General features: G+C 65.3%; 21 protein-coding genes. 11 read left to right on the top strand and 10 right to left on the bottom strand.

Going from position 1 to position 22,765, the window contains the following annotated elements:
* Window positions 1-26 precede the first annotated feature (26 nt).
* The 5 genes from AO716_RS13765 (at window position 27) to AO716_RS13745 (ending at window position 4,532) form a co-directional block, all read left to right on the top strand.
* The gene (locus AO716_RS13765) at window positions 27-878 is read left to right on the top strand and encodes an SDR family oxidoreductase (protein WP_055242281.1); all 852 of its coding nucleotides are present in this window, start codon (window positions 27-29) and stop codon (window positions 876-878) included.
* Window positions 879-933: 55 nt separating this feature from the next.
* Window positions 934-1,251, top strand: coding sequence for a primase-like DNA-binding domain-containing protein (locus tag AO716_RS13760; RefSeq protein ID WP_055241635.1), 318 nt, complete (start codon window positions 934-936; stop codon window positions 1,249-1,251).
* A gap of 46 nt (window positions 1,252-1,297) precedes the next feature.
* Entirely contained in the window at window positions 1,298-2,275 is a 978-nt protein-coding gene (locus AO716_RS13755; protein WP_055241633.1) for an aldo/keto reductase, read from the top strand.
* A 166-nt stretch (window positions 2,276-2,441) separates the two neighbouring features.
* Window positions 2,442-3,116 (top strand): DNA alkylation repair protein, encoded by a 675-nt coding sequence (locus AO716_RS13750; RefSeq protein ID WP_200907626.1) that lies wholly within the window; start codon window positions 2,442-2,444, stop codon window positions 3,114-3,116.
* Between the two features lie 75 nt (window positions 3,117-3,191).
* Complete coding sequence (locus tag AO716_RS13745; RefSeq protein ID WP_055241629.1) at window positions 3,192-4,532, top strand: APC family permease; 1,341 nt, start codon at window positions 3,192-3,194, stop codon at window positions 4,530-4,532.
* Window positions 4,533-4,555: 23 nt separating this feature from the next.
* Here AO716_RS13745 and AO716_RS13740 read toward each other — a convergent pair whose 3' ends face one another.
* From AO716_RS13740 to AO716_RS13730, 3 genes are all read right to left on the bottom strand, one after another.
* Window positions 4,556-4,768, bottom strand: coding sequence for a hypothetical protein (locus AO716_RS13740; RefSeq protein ID WP_055241627.1), 213 nt, complete (start codon window positions 4,766-4,768; stop codon window positions 4,556-4,558).
* A 139-nt stretch (window positions 4,769-4,907) separates the two neighbouring features.
* Window positions 4,908-5,555, bottom strand: coding sequence for a maleylpyruvate isomerase family mycothiol-dependent enzyme (locus AO716_RS13735; protein ID WP_055241625.1), 648 nt, complete (start codon window positions 5,553-5,555; stop codon window positions 4,908-4,910).
* 88 nt (window positions 5,556-5,643) lie between these two features.
* Window positions 5,644-6,774, bottom strand: a complete 1,131-nt coding sequence (locus AO716_RS13730) for a type I phosphomannose isomerase catalytic subunit (RefSeq protein WP_160317935.1) — start codon at window positions 6,772-6,774, stop codon at window positions 5,644-5,646.
* A gap of 333 nt (window positions 6,775-7,107) precedes the next feature.
* Here AO716_RS13730 and uvrA point away from each other — a divergent pair, with 333 nt between their 5' ends.
* On the top strand, window positions 7,108-9,582 hold the full coding sequence (gene uvrA, locus AO716_RS13725; protein ID WP_082413624.1) for an excinuclease ABC subunit UvrA: 2,475 nt from the start codon (window positions 7,108-7,110) through the stop codon (window positions 9,580-9,582).
* A 105-nt stretch (window positions 9,583-9,687) separates the two neighbouring features.
* On the opposite strand, the gene AO716_RS13720 is transcribed toward uvrA, so the two are convergent.
* Window positions 9,688-11,490: an immune inhibitor A domain-containing protein gene (locus AO716_RS13720; protein ID WP_235472087.1), complete on the bottom strand. Its 1,803-nt coding sequence runs from the start codon at window positions 11,488-11,490 to the stop codon at window positions 9,688-9,690.
* Between the two features lie 210 nt (window positions 11,491-11,700).
* Here AO716_RS13720 and AO716_RS13715 point away from each other — a divergent pair, with 210 nt between their 5' ends.
* The gene (locus tag AO716_RS13715; RefSeq protein WP_055241618.1) at window positions 11,701-12,315 is read left to right on the top strand and encodes a dihydrofolate reductase family protein; all 615 of its coding nucleotides are present in this window, start codon (window positions 11,701-11,703) and stop codon (window positions 12,313-12,315) included.
* Here the strand turns inward: AO716_RS13715 and nhaA are convergent.
* The 3 genes from nhaA to AO716_RS13705 all read right to left on the bottom strand — a co-directional run bounded on the left by nhaA (window position 12,296) and on the right by AO716_RS13705 (window position 14,259).
* Entirely contained in the window at window positions 12,296-13,600 is a 1,305-nt protein-coding gene (gene nhaA, locus AO716_RS13710) for a Na+/H+ antiporter NhaA (protein WP_055241617.1), read from the bottom strand. The two genes, AO716_RS13715 and nhaA, sit on opposite strands and share 20 nt — an antisense overlap.
* A gap of 75 nt (window positions 13,601-13,675) precedes the next feature.
* Window positions 13,676-13,846: a hypothetical protein gene (locus tag AO716_RS17475; RefSeq protein WP_154577943.1), complete on the bottom strand. Its 171-nt coding sequence runs from the start codon at window positions 13,844-13,846 to the stop codon at window positions 13,676-13,678.
* A 59-nt stretch (window positions 13,847-13,905) separates the two neighbouring features.
* Window positions 13,906-14,259, bottom strand: a complete 354-nt coding sequence (locus AO716_RS13705) for an ArsR/SmtB family transcription factor (RefSeq protein ID WP_055241614.1) — start codon at window positions 14,257-14,259, stop codon at window positions 13,906-13,908.
* Between the two features lie 123 nt (window positions 14,260-14,382).
* Here AO716_RS13705 and arsB point away from each other — a divergent pair, with 123 nt between their 5' ends.
* The 3 genes from arsB to AO716_RS13690 are packed head-to-tail and all read left to right on the top strand — an operon-like array spanning window position 14,383 to window position 17,341.
* Window positions 14,383-15,495 (top strand): ACR3 family arsenite efflux transporter, encoded by a 1,113-nt coding sequence (gene arsB / locus AO716_RS13700; protein ID WP_200907625.1) that lies wholly within the window; start codon window positions 14,383-14,385, stop codon window positions 15,493-15,495.
* Window positions 15,492-15,929 (top strand): arsenate reductase ArsC, encoded by a 438-nt coding sequence (locus AO716_RS13695; protein WP_055241611.1) that lies wholly within the window; start codon window positions 15,492-15,494, stop codon window positions 15,927-15,929. Before arsB ends, AO716_RS13695 begins: the two co-directional genes overlap by 4 nt.
* An 8-nt stretch (window positions 15,930-15,937) precedes the next feature.
* Complete coding sequence (locus AO716_RS13690; RefSeq protein ID WP_055241609.1) at window positions 15,938-17,341, top strand: NAD(P)-binding protein; 1,404 nt, start codon at window positions 15,938-15,940, stop codon at window positions 17,339-17,341.
* Window positions 17,342-17,392: 51 nt separating this feature from the next.
* Here the strand turns inward: AO716_RS13690 and AO716_RS13685 are convergent, their stop codons facing one another.
* On the bottom strand, window positions 17,393-18,460 hold the full coding sequence (locus AO716_RS13685; protein WP_055241607.1) for a hypothetical protein: 1,068 nt from the start codon (window positions 18,458-18,460) through the stop codon (window positions 17,393-17,395).
* A gap of 310 nt (window positions 18,461-18,770) precedes the next feature.
* Between AO716_RS13685 and AO716_RS13680 the strand changes: the two genes are divergently transcribed.
* Window positions 18,771-19,022 (top strand): hypothetical protein, encoded by a 252-nt coding sequence (locus AO716_RS13680; protein WP_055241605.1) that lies wholly within the window; start codon window positions 18,771-18,773, stop codon window positions 19,020-19,022.
* Between the two features lie 193 nt (window positions 19,023-19,215).
* Here the strand turns inward: AO716_RS13680 and AO716_RS13675 are convergent, their stop codons facing one another.
* Window positions 19,216-21,354, bottom strand: coding sequence for a 3-hydroxyacyl-CoA dehydrogenase NAD-binding domain-containing protein (locus AO716_RS13675; RefSeq protein ID WP_055241602.1), 2,139 nt, complete (start codon window positions 21,352-21,354; stop codon window positions 19,216-19,218).
* Window positions 21,355-22,596: a thiolase family protein gene (locus tag AO716_RS13670; protein ID WP_055241600.1), complete on the bottom strand. Its 1,242-nt coding sequence runs from the start codon at window positions 22,594-22,596 to the stop codon at window positions 21,355-21,357.
* Between the last annotated feature and the right edge of the window lie 169 nt (window positions 22,597-22,765).

Genomic DNA, 22,765 nt, shown 5'->3' with positions numbered 1-22,765 from the left:
CGGGGCAAGGAAAGAAGGTGGCGGCAATGCCAAACAACCTCCCTCCCCTCGCCGTTACGGGAGCCACCGGAGCGCTCGGCAGCATGGTGGCCCGGCTCCTGACAGATGCCGGGGTTCCCGTGCGGCTCCTAGCCCGTCACACGGCGAAGATCCCGCAGCTGCCGGACACTGCGACATTCGCCGTGTCCTACGCGGACAAGGAACACGCTGCGCGGGCCCTGCAGGGCACAACCACCCTGTTTATGGTGTCTGCGGCGGAAAACCCCTACCGGGCCCAGGACCAGCGCACGTTCGTTGACGCGGCGAAGGAAGCCGGGGTCCAGCACATTGTGTACACGTCCTTCATGGGTGCTGCTCCCAATGACGTGTTCACGTTTGGCCGCGACCACTGGGACACCGAGGAATACATCAAGGCCGGCGGGTTCGGGTACACCTTCCTCCGGGACAGCTTCTATCAGGACATCCTGCCCTCCTTCGTGGGGCGCGACGGCGTCATCCGCGGCCCCGCGGGTGACGGCAGGTTCGCGCCGGTGGCCCGCAGCGACGTCGCCCGCTCAGCCGCCCGGATACTCATGGCACCGCAGGAGCACGCCGGCCGCACCTACACCCTCACCGGGCCGCAGGCACTGACCATGGCCGAGGTGGCGGAGATCCTCTCCCGGGTCACGGGCCAGGACATCACGTACCATGCCGAGACGCTGAAAGAGGCAGTGGAATCGCGCCGGGCCGCGGGTGCCCTGGACTGGCAGGCAGTCGGCTGGGCTACCAGCTATGCCGTGATCGCCACCGGGGAACTGGCCCAGGTCAGCGATGACGTTGCCCTGCTCACCGGAGCAGCTCCGCTGAGCTTCGAGGACCATTTGCGCAGCGAAGACTAGTGTTCATCTTCTGAACCCTTTTCAAAGGGTCCGGGCCGTGGCTAGGGTCGGGTTTATGGAACAGGTATGCGAGGGTCCCGTTGCGGACTTCCTGCGTGAATGCACTATTACCGGACTCGATGAATCCGAAGCCACCCCGGCTGCCGACCTGTACGGGATGTACATCATCTGGTGCGAGCAGGCCGGATTGACGCCTGTTTCGACGACGTTCTTCTCACGGCGGGCGAAGGAGAGCGGAATCGAACCCCGGCGGCGGAACCGCGAGAACATCTACACGGGGCTGCTGCCCACCGGACCAATACCGGTCCAGTACATCCTTGAGACGGACAAGCCGCCCAGCCCCAACGGTGCGCTGAGCGTGTTCGGTTCCTAGCCTGTCATTCGGGCGTGCCGCCCCAGGCAGTTGATAGCGTGGCAGGATGACCACCTACAACAGACTTGGCAATTCCGGCCTGACCGTTTCCACGGTTGGCCTCGGCTGCAACAACCTGGGCCGTTCGGGCACCGTGACTGAGTCCCAGGAGGGGACCGACGCCGTTGTACACGCCGCGATCGACGCCGGCATCACGCTTTTCGACACCGCTGACATCTACGGCGCCGAGCCGGGCCTGAGCGAAATCCGTCTTGGCAAAGCACTCGGATCCCGCCGGGGCGACGTTGTTCTGGCCACTAAGTTCGGCATGGACATGCACGGTGCCAACGGCCCCGATTTCGGTGCCCGGGGCTCACGCAAATACATCGTCACGGCGGTGGAGGCGTCACTGCGGCGGCTGGGTACTGACTGGATCGACCTCTACCAGTTCCACACCCCGGACCCGCTGACGCCGATCGATGAGACTCTGGCGGCGCTGGACGACCTCGTCTCCAGCGGCAAGGTCCGCTACATCGGGCACTCGAACCGTACCGGCTGGCAGATTGCCGAGGCCGAGTTCACGGCACGGATGAACGGCACCACACGGTTCATCTCCGCGCAGAACCACTACAACCTGCTGGACCGCCGCGCGGAACTGGAAGTCACTCCGGCAGCTGAAGCATATGGTCTTGGGGTGCTGCCGTACTTCCCGCTGGCTAACGGCCTGCTCACCGGCAAGTACAGCTCCGGACAGGCACCCGAAGGCAGCCGCCTGACGCACTCACGGACCAACCTGCTGGAGAACGCCGACTACGACCAGCTGCGCGAGTTCGGGGACTTCGCCAAGGACCGAGGTCTGACTGAGGTGCAGGTGGCATTCTCCTGGCTGGCTTCGCGTCCTTCCGTTGCCTCTGTGATCGCCGGTGCGACGAAGCCGGAGCAGGTGCAGCAGAACGCCGAAGCCGCTTCGTGGGTGCCTTCAGAGAAGGATCTGGAGGAGCTGGACCGGATCTTCCCGCAGACGCCGCAGGTTGCTCTGTTCTAGATTCTTGTCCCTCACTTGGGACAGCCGGTGGGTGCGGAACTGCGGCAACGAAAACTCCTGTGCTCGCAGGGAGTATTAGAGCGGCCCAACCCGGACCCTCCGGCCCAGCAGGGGGTTATAGCCCAGGCTCACGTGCGAAACGAGGAGAGGCACGATGGAACAGTCAATGACACTGAGTCCGGCGGCAGCCGAGGTGATGGGCCAGCTTGCCGCTTTGGAAGACCCGAAGGCGCGGGCCGTGAACGAGAAACACGGTGACGACCACGGTGTGAACCTCAGCAAGCTGCGCGCCGTTGCCAAGTCGCTGAAGACCCGGCACGGGCTGGCCCTCGAACTCTGGGGGACCGGGGACACCGCTGCCCGGCTGGTGGCCCTGCTGATCTGCCGGCCCAAGGCGTTCGACGCCGGTGGGCTGGACACAATGCTTCGCCAGGCCCGCGTGCCCAAAGTCCATGACTGGTTGGTGAACTATGTGGTGAAGAAGAGCCCGCACGCGGAAGAGGTCCGCGCAGCCTGGTTCGTCGACCCGGACCCGGTGGTCGCCAGTGCCGGCTGGGCGCTGACCAGTGAGCGGATCGTAAAGAATCCTGAAGGGCTGGATGTGGCCGAACTTCTTGGCATCATCGAGTCGGACATGAAGGACGCCCCCGGCCGCCTGCAGTGGGCCATGAACACCTGCCTGGCGCAGATCGGGATCACCCACCCGGAGTACCGTTCCCGCGCCGTCGGAATCGGTGAACGCCTGGAAGTGCTCAAGGACTATCCGACACCGCCGAACTGCACCTCGCCGTACGCTCCCGCGTGGATCAACGAAATGGTGAGCCGGCAGCAGGGCGCCTAAACTCTCTGGCCCAAGCACCGTTCGGATTTCCCCAAAGCAGTTGCGCAGGGCAGGCAAAGGGAATCCAATAGCCCAATGACGAAGGACCCCGGCGGGACCACATCAGAAAAGCAAACCGGGCTGAAGCGCGCAATTGGGGTGCCGCTGCTGTTCGCGTTTATCGTTGGCGACACTCTCGGCGCCGGCATTTATACGCTGGTGGGCACCATGGCGGCAGATGTGGGCGGTGCCATCTGGATTCCCCTGCTGATCGCACTTGTGGTTGCACTGCTTACTGCCGCGACATACGCGGAGCTGATCACCAAATACCCGCACGCCGGGGGAGCTGCGCGTTACGCAGACCGCGCGTTCGGCATCCCTTATGTCTCATTCATCGTTGGTTTCCTCATGATGGCATCAGGAATCACCACTGCCGCCGCCCTCGCAAACGCCTTTGCCGGAGATTACCTCACAGCACTCATCGACGTTCCGGCTGTCCCGGCAGCGATCGTTTTCATCATCCTGCTAACGCTGATCAACCTGCGCGGAGTCCGTGAATCCCTCGCAGCGAACCTCATAGCTTCCATCATCGAGGTCAGCGGCCTGGTCATCGTCATCGTGGTCGCCGCCGTCGTACTTGCTTCCGGGAACGGGGAACCGTCCCGGCTCCTTGAATTCGCACCCGACGTACCGCCCCTCCAGGGCGCCTTTGCCGCGTCGATCGTTGCCTTTTTCTCCTTCCTCGGGTTCGAGGCGGCAGCAAACATGGCCGAGGAAGTGCGCAACCCATCCAAGGCGTACCCCCGGGCACTGTTCGGGGCTATTTGCACAGCCGGGGTTGTCTACCTGCTTATCGCCCTCGGTGCGGTCATCGTCCTGCCCCCGGCCGACCTGGCCGAGTCCACCGGACCGCTGCTTGAGGTTGTCTCCGCCAGCGGCGTCGGAATCCCGCCCGGACTATTCAGCATCATCGCGCTGATCGCCATTGCCAACGGCGCGCTGCTGTTCATGGTCATGGCCAGCCGTGTCGGCTACGGACTGGCAGAAGCGGAACTGCTCCCTCGGGCCTTCGCCCGTGTGCTGCCCGGGCGCCGCACCCCATGGGTCTCGATTGTTGTTGTCTCCGGATTGACGATCGTGCTTAGCCTCGTGGGAAATGTCGCCACACTGGCCGAAACCACCGTGCTGCTTCTGCTCCTGGTGTTCCTGTCTGCCAACATCAGTGTCCTGGTCCTCAAAAAGGACAAAGTCGACCACGACCACTTCAGCGCACCTCGATTCGTGCCGATCCTCGCGATCATTGCGAGCATCGCACTCCTTACGCAGCAATCCGGCATCACGTGGCTCGGCGCCGCCGGCTACGCAGTGGTCGGGTCCTTGTTGTTCCTCGCGGCCCGGGCCGGACGGAATCACCAGAAGCGGGTGAATGCCAGCTAGCCCTGCGACAGCGGGCAGGCCGACTAACGGTCCTTATGCTCGGCGCTGAAACCCTCGTTATCCGCGTTCAGGCCCTGCGCGAGGTTTGAGTGGACCTCGGTGCGCGGATCCGACTGGTCCTGGCTTCCGCTGCCGTCCGGAACTTCTTCCCCCAGGTTCTGCATGAGGTTGTCTGCGGCATTCTCAATCGGATTTGAAGGTTCGGTCTTGGGATCCTTCTCATTCTTGTCTTCCACCGTGCCCTCCTCAGGCTTTGATTATCAGCAAACTTATGATTGTCATGTTAGTGATCCCGTGAGGCAGCTGGCCAGCCCCGCACGGCCCGCGGGAAATGGGCCGTCTCGTCAGCCGGTGGCAGTGATGAAGATGAGCTGCCTAATAGGCGGCGCTCCGCTCCTGTAGCTGTGCTGCACCGCTGCCCTGGAGTTCCGTGTCCCGAACATGCCTTCCCGACACCGCGAGCAGCAGTGCCACGGCGGGTCCGCGGACCTCTTCGCCGGTGCCATGTTCAAAGGCTGCGTCGGTGGCAATCAGCCGCAGCCCGTCTGCCAGCTCCCTGCCGCCGCCGACTTTCACCGACGTTTTCAGCTGATGCCGCATCGCAGTGAGCACCGGTTCAAGGGGATACCTGCGGACAATGCCAAGCGGACGCCGAATGTCCTCCCCATGCACCACCGCCTCCACCAGGCGGGTTGCGGACGGCACCGGAGGGCCGGAGGTCCGCGGCTGGACAGACCGGAACGCCGCGAGTGTTATCTCCGGGTCCCGGGCACGTTCACGGAAGATGCCGACGGCGTTGTCCCGGTCGAAATCCATCCGTGCGGCAACCATCCGCCGAAGAAAACCCAGGCGTGTTGTCTTGGCGGTATCAACCAGGTGAGCCAGGACATCGTGCACGTCCCAGCCCGGACACAGCGACGGCGTCACCCATTGTGAGGCAGGGAGGTTTTCCAGGTCCCGGATCAGCGCGCTGCGTTCCTCATGCACGGCGGGCCAGACGGACGTAGCCGGTCGGAGTGTCATGCCGGTACTCAACCAGTGGGGAGGGCAGCTGTCCAGCGGTGAAGTGGCTGTTGCCGCAGGCCCTGCGGCAACAGCGCGGGGCCGGCAGCTAAAGGGTTGAAGCCACGAAGATCTGGGACGGGCCGGTGACCGTGGCGGTCACCGGCTCCCCGGCGTAGAGAATTTTGGCCTCAGGCTCAAGCTCCGCGGTGACCTCATCGACAGTGATCCCGGCGGGATCCAGTGCGGCCAGGACTACGCTGAAGGGTCCAACGCGAACAGGCTTTGGATCGTGGCCGACGACGACGCGCCGCAGGTCCAGATCGCTGCTCCAGAGCGGAATGCGCTGCTCCCCGCCGCCGGCGTCGACCGTGGGCAGGGGAGAGGGCTGTGGCTGTCCGCAGCACGTCAGCTGCTGCAGCTCGCAGAGGTCTACGAAATCTTCGGTCAGGCCGGCGTGCAACGCATTGTCGGAGATGCCCGTGACCAGCACCGTCTGGCCGGAGAGATAGGTATGCAGGCACCCGGGAGGTATCACTGCCGCCTGGCCGGGTTCCAGCCGGAGGAGCTTCATGCAGACGGCGAGCAGGATGCCCCTGTCATGGGGGAAAAGCTGCTGGAGCCTGTGGACCACCGAAACCACCTCGGCGGCCGGCCCTTCGGCGTCAGGAAACCTGTCCACCGCGTCCGCTGTTTCCCGCAGAGCCGCTGCAGTTTCCTCCGGCGACATGCGCAGGATGGAGTGGATTGCTGTCTCATGGTGGAAGGAAAGATAGGAGTGCAGCCAGGGCAGCCCCAGCCCGGCAGCTATGGCCTGGAGTTCTTCAAGGGTCCGCTCCCCGGCCAGCACCCGCAAAGGCGTTAGGGCTACGGCGACCTCGCACTTCGGGTTGCGGTCCTTATAGTTGCGGTTCCCGGCCCCCCGCGGCACGCCACGGGCCTCCTCCCGGACAAATCCTGCAAGGGCCTGCTCCCAGTGCGGGTGCAGCATGATCGGTGGGGGAACATCTGCGTCCAGAACCCTTAGCCGGAAGGGGAACGGGGTGCCGGATTCGGCTGCCGGATCAGGGACAGCCATTTGCCGGCCCCCGGCGAAACGGTCCAGCGTCTGCCGGTAGGTTGCAGGATCCCAGTCAACGAGCAGGCCACGGCAGGACGGCGGCGATGGCCGGTGGGCGGACGCGGGTGAAGGCCGGCGCTCGGACGCTGCCGACCTCGGGGAATGAGAGTCAGCACGCACGGGCGTCAACTTGCATCACCAGGGAGGACGAAACGTAACTATTGCGGAACCTGCCCGGCGCACAAACAACCGGGTCATTTAATTCTAGGTCTTCCCGGACGCAGGGCTGTCCGGTAGCCGAGGGCAGGCAGCGGTGATTTTCACCACCGGACCAGCACCCCGCGGCAGCCGGCGGAACAGCCATTGCCCGATCACGCCGATGGTGAAACCCCCTGCCGGCCAGGCAAATAGCAATGGGCGCCCTGTTAGCGTCGAAGGGTGAGTATCGAACCTGTTGCAGCAGACCAGTCCGCTCCGAAGACCGCCGGCACCACCGGCACGGCCGGCACCGGCATGGTTCGGGTCCGGGGTGCGGAGGAAAACAACCTGCGCAGGGTCGACGTCGACATTCCCCGTGACGCCATTGTGGCCTTCACCGGGATCTCCGGTTCCGGCAAGTCTTCCCTCGCCTTTGGCACCATCTACGCCGAAGCACAGAAACGGTACTTCGAATCCGTGGCCCCATACGCCCGGCGGCTCATCTCCCAGGGCCACAATCCCAAGGTGGAGCAGATCACGGGACTGCCTCCCGCCGTCGCGCTCCAGCAGCGGCGCGGTACGGCGAGTTCACGATCGACGGTGGGCACGCTCACTACGCTCTCCAACTCCATGCGCATGCTCTTCTCCCGCGGCGGGACCTACCCCGCTGATGCCGAGCCGGGAAGCCTGGACTCCGACGCGTTCTCACCGAACACCGCTGCCGGCGCGTGCCGGGAATGCTCCGGCCTGGGGATCGCGCACACTGTCACTGAGGAATCGCTGGTTCCTGATCCGAACCTGACCATCCGCCAGGGCGCCATTGCGGCGTGGCCCGGTGCCTGGCAGGGCAAGAACCTGCGGGACATCCTCATTCACCTGGGCTACGACGTCGACGTTCCCTGGCGCAAGCTGCCCAGGAAGGACCGTGACTGGATCCTGTTCACTGAGGAACAGCCGGTTGTCACCATTACCCCGCAGCGGGACCGCGTGGCCAAACCCTACAAGGGCCGCTTCTGGAGTGCCCGCAGCTACGTCCTGCACACCCTCGCCGATTCAGGCAGCGCCAAGATGCGCGAGCGTGTCCTGGAATACATGGTCTCCGGACCCTGCCCGGTCTGCGGCGGAGCGGGACTGCGTCCCGAGGCCCTGGCTGTCACATTCGCGGGGCGGAACATCGCTGAACTGAACGGAGCCACGCTCGGCGAACTCGCAGACATCATCCGTCCGACGGCGGAGCTGAAGGCGGCCGGCACCGCGTCCCGGTCAGCGGCATCCAATGAAGACACCGAAGTGGCCGTCACCATCACCCGTGACCTCCTGTCCCGCCTTGAGGTGCTGATCTCCCTGGGCCTTGGCTACCTGAGCCTGTCGCGGGCCACCCCGACGCTGTCGCCGGGGGAGATGCAGCGCCTGCGGATCGCGACCCAGCTGCGCTCGGGCCTCTTCGGAGTGGTCTACGTGCTGGACGAGCCCTCAGCCGGCCTGCATCCCGCAGACGCTGAACCGCTCCTGGCCGTGCTGCAGGAACTCAAGGACGCAGGGAACTCGGTCTTCGTCGTCGAACACAACATGGACGTGGTGCGCAGCGCCGAATGGATTGTCGACGTCGGTCCCCAGGCGGGCGACGGCGGCGGCACCGTGCTATACAGCGGCCCGGTCCAGGGCCTGGCCAACGTGGCGGAAAGCGCAACGCGTCCCTTCCTCTTCGGCGAGGCAGAAGAAACCGTTCCGGCCCGCCGCCGTGCCGAGCGCTGGCTGTCCCTGAAGGGGATCAGCCGGCACAACCTCAAGGACCTCGACGCCGATGTTCCGCTCGGGGTGCTCACCGCGGTTACGGGGGTGTCCGGTTCGGGCAAGTCCACCCTGGTCAGCCAGGTGCTGGCTGAGGCCGTGGGTACCCAGGTTAACGGGGTTCCGCCGGATGCCTTGGACGACGAGGAAACTGCGGAGAGCGCCGATCCCGGTGTCCAGGTGCGGCGTATTCAGGGTCTTGAACACCTGGACCGTCTGGTGAAAGTGGACCAGCGCCCCATTGGCCGGACACCGCGTTCCAATCTGGCTACCTACACGGGCCTGTTCGACGCGGTCCGCAAGGTGTATGCCGGCACGGATGAGGCGCGCGCCCGCGGTTACAACGCCGGACGGTTCTCCTTCAACGTTGCCGGCGGACGCTGCGAGACCTGCCAGGGCGAAGGGTTCCTCGCGGTCGAGCTGCTGTTCCTTCCCGGCACCTACGGTCCGTGCCCCGTCTGCCACGGCGCCCGCTACAACGAGGAAACCCTCGAGGTCACCTACCGGGGCAAGTCCATCGCTGACGTTCTGGGCATGCGCGTGGAGACGGCCGCGGAGTTCCTGGCGGACGTTCCGGCCGCAGCCCGCAGCCTGAGCACCCTGCTCGACGTCGGGCTCGGATACCTGCGTCTTGGCCAGCCCGCCACTGAACTCTCCGGCGGCGAAGCTCAGCGCATCAAGCTGGCCACCGAGCTGCAGCGTGCCCGCCGGGGACACACGCTTTACCTGCTGGACGAACCGACCACCGGCCTGCACCCGCAGGACGTGCAGCTTCTGCTGGCACAGCTGAACCGTCTGGTAGACGCCGGCAACACCGTTGTGGTGGTGGAGCACTCGATGAACGTGGTGGCGTCTGCGGACTGGGTGATCGACATGGGCCCGGCCGGCGGCGACGACGGCGGACGAATCATCTGCGCCGGGACCGCTGAGGAAGTCGCAGCCTGCGAAGCGAGCCGGACGGCGCCGTATCTGGCTGCTGCGCTGAAGCGGATCAACTGAGTCCTGCGGAGCATATAAAGCCATCATTCAGGCCAGAATCAGCAGAACCGAGTACGGCAGGCCCGGGCGATAAGCCCGGACCTGCCGTCTTTGTTTCGAGGAATGTCAGTTAACGCGGACGGTCATCATTCCCTTGGGATTGCTTTGAACGACCTGGATCGTGGTTCCGGTTCCGCCCACAATGACGCTGTTCTGCGGATTGGCCGGATCGTAGTACGCATTGGGATTCGTGTCGTCGAAGGTGGGGATCCCCGGACGCGAGGGCACCTGAAGCGTGGTCATTCCGGCCGGAGTTTCCCGGTGCAGGGTGATCGCATCGGTGGATTCCTTGCCAAAGGACGCGTCAAAGCCCTGGATGCGGTTGCGGACCAGGGTGCCGTCCGACCAGGTCAAAGCCTGCGGCCGGGCATCGACGGGAAGCGCCAGCCCGGTCCCGGGATGCTGACGGGTGTTGTTGTTGCGCTGGCCGGCGTTCCAGTACGTGACCAGCAGGCCGTTCTGGTACGGGTAATGCTCAACTGTATCCGGGGCGGTCAGTGGCCAGCCGAAGTTGTACGGGCCGGTCTGCAGTGTGGCGTCATAGCCTATGTACTGGCGGTTCTCGGCGAGATAGTAGCGGCCGTTCCCCTGCGAGTCCTTGGGGAGCGTGACAACCAGGGCCTGCTGCTTCTTCGTGGCGTGGAAGGCCGGGCCCAGCATGTGTGTGGATTTCTTACCGGCCGTTGCAACGTCGTAGTCGAGCCAGCCGAGCTGCAGCTTTTCCCACGCACCCATGTGGTTCGGGGTGGTGCCGATGTCTCCCCTCCCGTGTCCCAGCCAGGAACCTGAGCTCATCAGGGTCCAGAAACCGGTGCCGTTCTCGCCGCCGCTGGTGTCATAGAGATCGGGCAGCCCGAGGTCATGGGCGTATTCGTGGGCGAATACGCCCAGGCCGCCGTTTTCGGGTTCAGTGGTGTAGTCCCGGATCCAGTGCTGGGACCCGCCGATCCGTACGCCGCCAAACGGATTGGCAGCGGGGCCGTCGGTGCCGCGGCCGCCCTGTCCCACGGACCAGCGGTGGGACCAGATAGCCGACGACGGCGCGCCGGCTTCCTCGCCCTCGCCGGCGTGGATGGCCTGGAAGTGGTCGATATATCCGTCGGGTTCGTCGAAGTTTCCGTTGTTGTTGTAGTCGTACCGGTCCCACTGGTCGAAGCCCGCGAGATACTCATCAATTTCGGCGGGTGTTTTTCCGCCGGCAATCTGCGCGTCGTACCAGGCGTCGGCTGCGTCCTGGACAAAGCGGGTCATGTCCGTCTGGCTCTCGGTCTCGCCGTAGCTGGCGGAGCTGTAAGGGATGGTGACCCATTCGCTGACATCGCCGTCGACCGTGTACCGCCCGCTCGAAAGCTCCTCATAGACGGTCTTCAGAGATTCGTCCTGCGGGCTGAAGAAGAGGTCCATGTAATGCTCCCGGTCGAACTCTTCCTCCCAATAGGTGGAGTTGTCCACACTGCGGTCCGGCTCCGGGATCCGGTTATGCAACGGTCCCGGTTCACTGTTCGGGAAACGGGGATCCACCTGGTCGCCGAATTCGATCAGGAAGGACAGGATCTGGTCGCTGTCCTCCAGCCCGTATTCTGCCCACTGTCCCGGCGCCACCTGCACCGCCTGGGATCCTCCGCGCTTCTGGACCGGCGCTTCGCCGCGGATGACCTTCTCCACGGCCCTCTGGTTGGCGGCCCGCCGCTCGTCAGCAGCCGGATCGGAGCGGTCGTCGATCCTGGCCGCGGTCCCGTCAGGTGCCGGCGTGCCGGTGCTGCCATTGGAGGGGGCCGCAATTGCCGGGACGGGTGACAGGATGACTGCGGAACCCAGAGCGATTGCCAGGGCACATCGATAAGTGCGGTGCATTTTTTCGTGTTTCACATGATCCCCTTTGGTGCACGAGTGAGTGAGGTGCATTTACGCTACGACGGCGGGCGCGGGCCGCGGGGGCGCCGGCGCGTGTCGGGGGCATTCGGTGAAAAGGACGCTCGATTGTGTTCCGAAGCCTTGTGCCTTCGTGCAGGATGGCTGTAAAGGTCCGGCACTGCCAACCTCATCCCCGTTTCTCCACGTTGAAGAAGGAGCAAAGCATTGGGAACCATCTCACTGGATCTGTTCATGACCCTGGACGGGGTCTACCAGGGCCCCGGCAGTGCCGAAGAGGACCCCTCAGGCGGTTTCGAGTACGGAGGGTGGCAGGCGGACTTCGCCGACGCCGAATCGGGCAGCGCCATCCTTGAAGGCATCCGGGCCATGGATGCCTTGCTGCTGGGCCGCAGGACCTACGACATTTTTGCGTCGTACTGGCCGGAGCGGGGCAGCTCCAACCCAATCGCTGAGAAGTTCAATTCGATGGACAAGTTCGTGGTCTCCGGCACTATGGACGATGCCGGATGGGACGGGACAACGGTGCTGGCAGACACCGCCGGCGCCGCGGCCCTGAAGGAAAGGTACGGGGACATCCACATCGTAGGCAGCGGCTCCCTGGCCCGGTCACTGCTGGAAGCAGGCATCCTGGACCGGCTGAACCTGTTCGTTTATCCGGTGACCCTGGGGAAGGGAAAACGCTTCTTCCCGGAAGGCAGCGGTATACCCGCCGCCTTCCGGCTGGCTGCTTCACCGCAGGGTTTCCCCCAGGGCACTGTCCGACTTGTCTACGAACGGGCAGGGGACCCGGTGACGGGAATCAACGCTGGAGCGGACTAGCGGCGCCCGGGGCGTCGGATGCAGCCGCCCGGTAGTAACGGTTCCGGACCGTCAGGATCACGGCGCCGATCGTCGCAGAAATCATCGACCCCACAATCACGCCCACCTTCATGTGGTCCGAGGCCGCGCCGGAGGGATCGTAGGAAAGTTCGCCAACCAGCAGGGACACGGTGAAGCCGATGCCGGCGATGAAGGACATCCCCACGATGTCGATCCAGGCCAGGGACTTGTCTATGGTGATTCCGCGCAGTCTCGTGATCAGGAACGTCCCGCCCGTAATGCCGATCGCCTTGCCGAGGACCAGCCCGCCGATGATCCCCAGGGCGATGCTGTCTCCGAGGGACTCGAGCAGTCCGCTGAAGCCGCCCACCGTAACCCCGGCGGAGAAGAATGCGAATACGGGCACAGCGATGGCGCTGGAGAACACGGACCACCTGTCCGCAAAATGGGCCGCCAGGCCCTCGAAGAGCGGGGTGCCGTCTTCCCGGGTGCCGGCCGGGACCTTGGCACGGCCCTTCGCAACAACGGGAACCATAAAGCCAAGCAGGACGCCGGCCACCGTAGCGTGGATGCCGGAGGCATGGATCAGGGCCCAGACACACACACCCAGGGGAATCAGCACCCACCAGGTCCGGACGCCGCGCTGGACCAGCACAGCGAAGACCGCCAGCGGCAGCAGGGCGGCCAGCAGCGGAAGGAACGCGATGTCATCGGTATAGAAGACGGCGATGATGGAGATGGCCAGCAGGTCGTCCACGACGGCCAGGGTCAGCAGGAAGGTCCGCAGTGCCGGCGGCAGCATCCTGCCCACCACTGCGATGACGGCTACAGCGAAGGCGATGTCGGTGGCGGCCGGAATCGCCCACCCGTTGAGGGCGTCTCCGCCGGCATTGAGGTTGATCAGCGTGAAGATCAGCGCCGGGACGGCGACTCCGCCCATGGCGGCGACAATAGGCACGACGGCGGTGCGCGGGTCGCGGAGCTTGCCGGCGACGAACTCCTCCTTCAGCTCAAGGCCTACAACAAAGAAGAAGACGGCCAGCAGGCCATCCGCCGCCCAGGCAGCAACGCTGAGATTCAGGTGCAGGGCTTCGGGGCCGAAGGAAAACTCCCGTACTGACTCGTAAAAGTCAGCCAGGGGCGAGTTGGCCAGGATAAGGGCAATCACGGTGGCGCCCAGCAGCAGGGCACCTCCTGTTGTGTCCTTGCCGAGGGTCTGATGGACACCGCGCCAAATTGAGTGCGGCTGCTGGTTTTCGGGTAGGGCAGGGGAAGAGTGGGACATGGCTGGTTCTTTCACGCGGGGTACCGGGGGCAGGGCAGAGTGCACCTGTCCGTCCTCAGATCAGAACGCAGGTGCTTAGCAGGTGCGTGGCGGCGGGCAGCCGGCGATCTCGCCGTGCGCGTTGGTGCCCCAGGAACTCATCCAGCCGTTGGTTCCGCTGGCCCGCTTGGCCAGCAGCAGCCGCTTCAGGTACGCCGTCAGCACCTGTGCGGACGCACGGGTAAACAGGAGGCGGCGGGCAGTCATGGCGTCCAGTCTAGCAAGGATGCTGATAAATCCGGCCCGTGTGACGCCGGCTGCCGGGCTCAGGAAGCAGGGGACAGGACAGCTGCAGCCCTCTCCAGGGCGCCCGGGATGATGGCGTAATACGCCCACACTCCACGCTTCTCGCGGCGCAGGATTCCGGCATCCACGAGGATCTTCAGGTGGTGGGAGACAGTGGGCTGTCCCAGGCCAACGGGCTCCGTGAGGTCGCAGACGCAGGCCTCCCTGTTCTCCTGCGCGGCGATGATGGACACGAGGCGCAGCCGAGTCGGCTCCGCCACAGCCTTGAGCAGCTGGGCGAACCGCTGGGCGTCTTCGGTGCTGAGTATTTCCTGGGTCACGGACGGGCAGCAGGCATCGGCAAGGGGTTCGGGAGCTCTCTGGGCAGTGTCCACCGAACCATTATGCCTGAGATTGACATCCTTCGATATAAGGCGGGATAGTCGACATTGACGGATATCGATATAGGTTCCGGCCGCGTCCCGGCCGCGCCAAACCCCTTCCCGCTGAGGAGCACTGTGCCCAACCCCGCCGCCGCACCAGCAGCCGCCCAGGCCGCCGCACGGCTTTCCACCCTTGACCGGTTCCTGCCGGTCTGGATCGTCGCTGCCATGGCGGCAGGTCTGCTTCTGGGCCGCTTCATTCCAGGTATTGGAGCCGCCCTGGACTCAGTGAAGGTCGCGGACGTGTCCCTGCCCATCGCCGTCGGGCTCCTGGTGATGATGTATCCGGTGCTGGCGAAGGTTCGTTACAGCGAGACCGGGAAGGTGGTGGCTGACCGCAAACTCATGGTCACGTCCCTGATCCTGAACTGGGTGGCGGCGCCTGGGTTTATGTTTGCCCTCGCGTGGATCTTCCTTCCGGACCTGCCCGAATACCGCACCGGGCTGATCATTGTGGGGCTGGCCCGCTGCATTGCCATGGTGATGATCTGGAACGACCTCGCCTGCGGAGACCGTGAAGCCGCGGCGGTGCTTGTGGCCATCAACTCGGTTTTCCAGGTCCTCGCCTTCGGAGCGCTGGGCTGGTTCTACCTGCAGGTCCTGCCCGGCTGGCTGGGCCTGGAAACAACCAGCACGGACTTCTCCTTCTGGGTCATCACGCTCAGTGTGCTCATATTCCTCGGCATTCCGCTCCTGGCCGGATTCCTCACCCGTACGTTCGGTGAACGGGCCCGGGGGCGCGCCTGGTATGAGGGGCGGTTCCTGCCGAAGATCGGCCCGTGGGCACTCTACGGGCTGCTGTTCACCATCGTGGTGCTGTTCGCGATGCAGGGCGACGAGATTGCCGCGAACCCGCTCGACGTCGCACGCATCGCCCTGCCGCTGCTGGTCTACTTCGTAGTGGTGTTCGGTGCCGGGATGCTGCTCGGCCGGATCCTGAAGATGGGCTACCCGCGCACCACCACGCTGGCCTTCACTGCCGCCGGAAACAACTTCGAACTCGCCATCGCCGTGGCGATCGGAACCTACGGTGCGACCTCCGGCCAGGCACTGGCCGGCGTCGTAGGGCCGCTGATCGAAGTTCCCGTCCTCGTAGCCCTTGTCTACGTCGCCCTGTGGGCACAGAAGAAATACTGGCCTGCTGCTACACCAACCCCCGCAGCTCCGGCAGAAGAGGCACGCCGATGACCTCCGCAGCCAAACCATCCGTCCTGTTCGTCTGCGTCCACAACGCCGGCCGCTCGCAGATGGCCGCCGCCTACCTCCGGGTCCTTGGCGCAGGGCGCATCGACGTCCGGTCTGCCGGATCCGAGCCCGCGGACCGGATCAACCCGGCCGCCGTTGCAGCGATGGCCGAAGACGGCATCAACATGTCCGCCGAGCTGCCGAAGGTCCTGACCACCGACGCGGTGCGGGAGTCCGACGTCGTCATCACCATGGGCTGCGGGGACACCTGTCCGGTCTTCCCTGGGAAACGCTACGAAGACTGGGAACTCGACGATCCCGCCGGACAGGGCCTCGACGCCGTCCGCCCGATCCGCGACAGCATCCGGTCCCGCATCGAAGCCCTGGTCGCCGACCTGCTGCCCGGCGATTCATCCCGACCCACCCCTTTGGCCTAAGGAATCCCATGTCGCAGTCCGACACCGCACTGTCCCAGCTTCCCGTCGCCGTCATCGGCTCCGGCCCGGTAGGGCTGGCTGCCGCCGCGCACCTGCTCGAACGCGGACTGACTCCCGTCATCTTCGAGGCCGGCAGTTCACCAGCCGCCGCCGTCAGCGCCTGGGGGCACGTCCGGCTGTTCTCACCGTGGCAGTACGACGTCGACGCCGCCGCCCGCCGCCTGCTCGCCGGTACCGGCTGGCAGGAACCCGATGCGCAGGCGCTGCCCACCGGGAACGAACTCGTGGAGCAGTACCTGCGCCCGCTGGCCGCTGTTCCTGCACTCAGGGCCGCTCTGCGGTTGAACAGTGAAGTCCTGGCCGTCACCCGGGAAGGACTGGACAAGACCCGAACCGGCGGACGGGAAAGTGCTCCGTTCCTGCTCCGGGTCCGGGATGAATCCGGCAGTGTGGCTGACCACCGGGTCCGCGCAGTCATCGATGCCTCCGGTACGTGGAACACACCTAACCCGCTCGGTCAGGCGGGACTCCCTGCCGCCGGCGAAGCGGAGGCCTATGCTGCTGGCGTCATCACTGCCCCGCTTCCTGATGTAGCTGGCCGTGAGCGTGACCGGTTTGCAGGGCGTCACGTCCTGGTGGTGGGGGCCGGGCACTCCGCAGCGAATACGCTGCTGGCCCTGGGGGAGCTGGCTGAACTGGAGCCGGCTACCCGGATCAGCTGGGCAATCCGGAGCAGCTCGCCCGCCGGGGTCTACGGTGGCGGCGACTTGGACGGCCTGCCCGCCCGCGGTGCCCTGGGAACCCGGCTGCGTGCCCTCGTCGATGCGGGCCGAATTGAGCTGCACACTTCATTCCGGATCACCGGGTTCAAGACGTCGGACAGCCTCACCGTTGTGGGAAGTACCCCGGCCGGGGAAGCGCAGCTGAACGTGGACCTGCTGGTGCCCGCCACCGGCTTCCGTCCCAACCTGGACATGCTGCGCGAAGTGAGGCTGGACCTTGATCCGGCGGTGGAAGCTCCGCGGCAGCTCGGGCCGCTCATCGACCCCGAGTTCCACAGCTGCGGCACCGTGGAACCGCACGGTGCCAGGCTGCTGAGCCATCCCGAAAAGGACTTCTACATAGTGGGCATGAAGTCCTACGGCCGGGCGCCCACGTTCCTGATGGCCACCGGCTACGAGCAGGTCCGCTCCATTGCCGCAGCCTTGGCGGGAGACCGGGAAGCTGCGGAGAGGGTGGAGCTTGTCCTGCCGGAAACCGGTGTCTGCTCTACGGACCTCGGCGGCAGCTGCTGTGATGCGCCTGCGGCTGAGGAGGAAGCCGAGTCATCCTGCTGTGCTGCACCGGAGCCGGCTTTCCTGGGTATACCCACTGGTTTGGCCCACGGGCGCTCCGCCCGTGAGGAGGGCTAAAGGCACCACGCTGACGACGCTTCCGGCACACAGTCCTGTCCATGTGTGGAGTCAGCGCGTTCGGGACCAAAGGTCGTCGTTTGGCCTGCGGGACCATGTTTGCCGCGGCGTCTCTGCTTCACGGACGACGTCGGTCAGCCACAGTGTGCTGTCGGGATCCCACCCGGCGAGCACTGTGGCAGTGTCAGCGTCCACATCAAGCGCCCGGCCAGCCGTGTTCAGGTAGCCCATGGTCGTCAGATGTACTGCGTCCCATTCATTGGCAACCCGCTGCCAATCCGGGATCACCCAGGGGCCGTCCCGTCGGGTGGTGCGGAACCAGTCATGGCGGCGGGAAGCAGTGACGTCCAGGGGAAAGCGCCGGCAGAGTGCACTCCAGTCAGTGGCGGTGCGGATTTCGAAAGTCCGGCCGACCGTGTAGACCGGAATGGTTGTTGCTTCCTGCCAGCCCATCGAGTCCTCCACAAGGTTCAGGGCGGCGGGGATGGCACCGGTTGCCCGGAGGAGGCCGAGGGGGAAAGACCACCAGTTGCCGGAGACGTTGGCATAAACACTGTCAGGGCGGTCCTGTGCGGCCTGCGCTTCGTCGGCGCGGATTTCTTCCGCCCACCTGTTCAGTACCTCCTGCGGATTCCGGGGCAGCGGTGCCGGATCCTCTGCGGAACGCCAGTCGATGGCCCATTGCCCTGCCTGATGCTCCTGCGACCATGTTTGCCCGGCATGGGTGGCAAGGACCTGCCCGGCGATCGGACGGAGCGCGTCGGCGATGGCTGGAATCCCGGCGAGCACATCCTCACCGTCAGGCTCCTGCCAGTAGCGTGCCGTACCGACAGCTCGTTCCAGGGCCCGCGCGACGTTCTCGTCCGTGATGCTGGACGTATCGATCGATAGAAGTGTTGTTGCCAGGCCCTCCACGGACGGGTCCTCGCTGGGTGTACCGCCGTCTGAACTGGAGCTGGACAAGGCGAACATGACTGTGGAGGTTCCTTTGCCGGGGTCCAGGTCATACCCAAGATGGAAGACTGCGCTTCGAACGCCGGAATCAAGTTCCGTCGCGAGTTCAAGACACAGGCGCCGCCCGCGGGGACCCTCGAGCAGCAGGCCAGGCTCTGTTTTCATCCGCTCATCCTTGCATATCGCCGGCTCCACCGGCCGCCGCGTGCCGTCGATCGGGCTGCCCGGTTCGAGCCGAGGCAAACACCTCAGGGGATCCGAGGGATTCCCCCATCCTCTGGGGAGATAACGGCCTTTAGGGACGCTTCGGCGCAACCTTCGGGGAGGTACCGCCCTTATGGGAGCCGTATTCCGGCGTCAACTCCCCGAAGGTTGGGCGCGAAAGACCCATAGCAGCGTTATCTCCCCGAAGGTTCGTCGGCGGCGGGAGAACCTCGGCGGCCGTGAATGGCGCGACCCATGCATACTGGGTCTCATGGCCAGCGACTCAGCAGGAAATGACAGCGAGCACGGTGCATCAACGGGGAATGACGCCGAGCCACCGCAGGCCGCCTCCAGGTTTATGTGGTGGCCAATAGCGGCATTCCTCGGCGTATTCACCGCTCTGAACATCATTCTTATCGTGGCGGATGCCCCGACGGGGATGCGGCTCATCCCCACCGGTCTCCTGCTGGCCGCCGCGCTCGGCGCCGCCGTCGCCGTCCTGCTTCACCGCGCACGCAACTGAGACAAGCAGGGAGCAGCACACGCAAAAGCGCCGGACGGACCGGGTTAGGCGGCTTTAATACTCCTTGCGAGCTCTGCGAGCAAAGGAGTTTCGTTGCCGCCGTTCCGGTCCGCCCGGCGCGTGCCAAGCGTGCCAAGCGTGCCAAGCGGGCCAAGCGGGCCAAGCAGGCCAAGCAGGCCAAGCGGGTAAAGAACTAGCCAGCAGCCACCGGAACAGCACCGGCGTTGAACAGCTTCCCGTTCACGCGGTCCGACGCGCCAACCCGGTCCAGGTACGGCGTGATGCCGCCCAGATGCATCGGCCAGCCGGCGCCGAGGATGACGCAGAGGTCAATGTCCTCCGGACCAGCCACAACGCCTTCATCCAGCATCATGCCGATCTCCTCAGCCAGGGCGTCCTGCGTGCGGCCCAGGACTTCCTCGGAAGTGGACGGCGAGTCACCGAACGTCAGCATGTCCAGGGTTTCCTGCGGCACGTACGGCTTGCCGTCCCCGTCCTTCTGCCACAGCGACTTGATGCCGGCGTCGATGAGCTTCTGCGAGTTCTCCGAGACGTAGAACCGGTCACCGAAGGCAGTGTGCAGGGATTCCTGCACGTGCTGGCCAACCGGCAGGCCTACCAGGGCCAGCAGGCTGAACGGTGTCATCGGCAGGCCCATGGGGCGCAGCGCGTTGTCCGCCGTGGCGGGATCGGTGCCCTCGTCAAAGACCTTGGTGATCTCGCCGAACATACGCCCCAGGATCCGGTTCACCACAAACGCAGCAGCATCCTTGACCAGTACGGCGGTCTTCTTCAGCTGCTTGGCGAGGACAAAAGCGGTAGCCAGTACCGCGTCGTCGGTCTTCGGCGCGCGCACGATCTCCAGCAGCGGCATAACGGCAACCGGGTTGAAGAAGTGGAAACCTACAACGCGCTCGGGGTGCTGCAGGTCAGCAGCCATTTCCGTCACCGACAGCGAGGAGGTGTTCGTGGCCAGGATGCACTCGGGGGAGACGACGGCCTCCACCTCGGCGAAGACCTGCTTCTTGACAGACATTTCCTCGAAGACAGCTTCAATGACGAAGTCCGCGTCAGCGAAGGCTTCCTTCGACACCGATCCGGTGACCAGGGCCTTGGTGCGGTTCGCGGCGTCGGGGGAGATGCGTCCCTTGCCCAGCAGTTTGTCCACCTCGGCATGTACGTAGCCCACGCCCTTGTCCACACGCTCCTGGTCGATGTCCGTCATGACCACCGGCACCTTGAGCTGCTTGGCGAACAGCAGGGCGAGCTGGCTGGCCATCAGGCCTGCGCCGACGACGCCGACCTTGGTGACCGGACGGGCCAGCTTCTTGTCCGGGGCTCCGGCGGGGCGCTTGCCCCGCTTCTGCACCAGATCCAGGAACGCGTACACGGTGGACTGGAACTGCGGGGTCTGCATCAGTTCTGCCAGGGCATCGCATTCGGCTTCCCGGGACTGCTCACGGGTCCAGTCCTTGCCCGCTTCGAGCAGGTCCAGCACCTTGGCCGGAGCCGGTGCGGCGTTGGAGGTGCGCGCTTCAACGAAGGCACGCCCGGCGGCAACGGCGGCGTCCCAGCGGTCAGCAACTTCGGAAGGCTCGACGGCGTTGGGGCGGTTCACGCTCTCAGCACCGGTGATCACCCGGGAGGCCCAGGCGAGGGACTGCTCCAGGAAGTCGGCCGGTTCGAACAGAGCATCGGCGACGCCGAGCTTGTAGGCAGCCGGGCCGGAAAGGGTCCGGTTGTTGCTCAGCGGGTTCTCGATCATCACCTTGACGGCGTTCTCCGGACCGATCAGGCGCGGGAGCAGGTAGACGCCGCCCCAGCCCGGAACCAGGCCGATGAATGCCTCGGGTAGGGCGAGGGCCCCGGCACCGGTGGAGACCGTCCGGTAGTCGGACTGCAGGGCAATCTCGAGTCCGCCGCCCAGTGCAACACCGTTGATGAAGGCGAAGCTGGGGACCCCAAGGTTGCCGAGCTTGGCGTAGACCTCGTGGCCCAGTGCCGCCATGGCTACCCCGTCCTCGTACTCACCGAGGGTCTTCACTGCGGACAGGTCCGCGCCGGCCACCAGGTAGTGCGGCTTGCCGGTGACGCCGACGCCGACGATCTCGCCCTTGTCTGCTCGCTCCTTGAGGGTATCCAGCACGCCGCCGAGTTCCAGCAGTGTGTTCGGGCCCAGCGTGGTGGGACGGGAGTGGTCGACGTCGTTGTCCAGCGTGATCAGCGCGAAGGTGCCGGCACCACCGGGCAGTTCAACGTCGGAGACGTAGGAGTGGGTGACAACCTCGTTGGGGAAGAGCCCGGCGAGGCGCTGGAAATCAGTGGCAGTCATTTACTTCGAAGCCTCCGTGGACTCGGTGTTGTAGTCGGGGTGGTTGGGGTTTTCCCAAATGACGGTGGCGCCCATGCCCAGGCCAATGCACATGGTGGTCATGCCGTAGCGGACGGACGGGTCCTCCTCGAACTGGCGGGCCAGCTGGGTCATCAGGCGCACGCCCGAGGATGCCAGGGGGTGCCCGACGGCGATTGCACCGCCGTAGCGGTTCACCCGGGGATCGTCGTCCGCAATACCGAAGTGGTCCAGGAAGGAGAGCACCTGCACGGCGAAGGCCTCATTGATTTCGAACAGGCCGATGTCCCCGATGGACAGGCCAGTCTGCTTCAGTGCCTTTTCCGTGGCCGGCACGGGCCCAATGCCCATGACCTCAGGCTCGACTCCGGCGAAGGCGTAGCCGACCATGCGCATCTTGACCGGCAGCCCGAGTTCCTCGGCTGCCTCGGCGGAGGCGAGCAGCGCGGTGGTGGCGCCGTCGTTCAACCCGGAGGCGTTGCCTGCGGTGACCCGGCCGTGCGGGCGGAAGGGGGTGCGCAGGGTCGCGAGATCCTCGACTGTGGTTCCCGGACGGGGCCCTTCATCAACGGTGCTGAGGGTCCACCCGGCACCGGCCTTCTTGGTGGCAACGGGAACCAGGTCCGGCTGGATCTGGTTGCCGGCGTAGGCCTTGGCCAGTTTCTCCTGGCTGGCGGCCGCGTAGGCATCGGTGCGCTCCTTGGTGATGTCCGGGAAGCGGTCGTGCAGGTTCTCGGCGGTGTTGCCCATGTTCAGGGCGGCGGGGTCCACCAGGCGTTCGGTGACGAAGCGCGGGTTGGGATCTGCGTCCGCCCCCATCGGGTGGTGGCCCATGTGCTCTACGCCGCCTGCAATCACGACGTCGTACGCACCGAAGCCGATGCCCGAAGCCGTAGTGGTCACGGCAGTCATGGCGCCCGCGCACATGCGGTCAATGGCGAAGCCGGGAACAGTGCGGGGCAGGCCCGCAAGAAGGGCAGCCGTGCGGCCGATGGTCAGCCCCTGGTCGCCGGTCTGGGTTGTGGCTGCGATGGCCACCTCATCAACGCGCTCGGGCGGCAGCGAAGGGTTGCGGCGCAGGAGTTCGCGGATGCACTTGACCACCAGGTCATCGGCACGGGTGTCGGCGTACATGCCCTTCTCGCCGGCGCGTCCGAAAGGCGTGCGGACGCCGTCGACGAAAACTACGTCCCTGATCTGCCGTGCTCGGCTCTGTGGGCTCACGTACTGCTCCTCTTTGAGATGTGGATTAGCTCACGCTCAATGTTACTAGCGAGTAACTTAGGCTGCAAGGGTTGCCGCCGCGTGGCGCACGCCGCCTCCAGCCCAGCAAATTCCGGCAGATACGGCAAGACCCGGAACCCGCGAGTCGCGGATTCCGGGTCTTGTGACC

The organism is Arthrobacter sp. Edens01, assembly GCF_001307035.1.
Taxonomy (GTDB): domain Bacteria; phylum Actinomycetota; class Actinomycetes; order Actinomycetales; family Micrococcaceae; genus Arthrobacter_B.
Note: the sequence above shows the minus strand (reverse complement) of the source record. Positions and strands in the feature narration are given on the sequence as shown.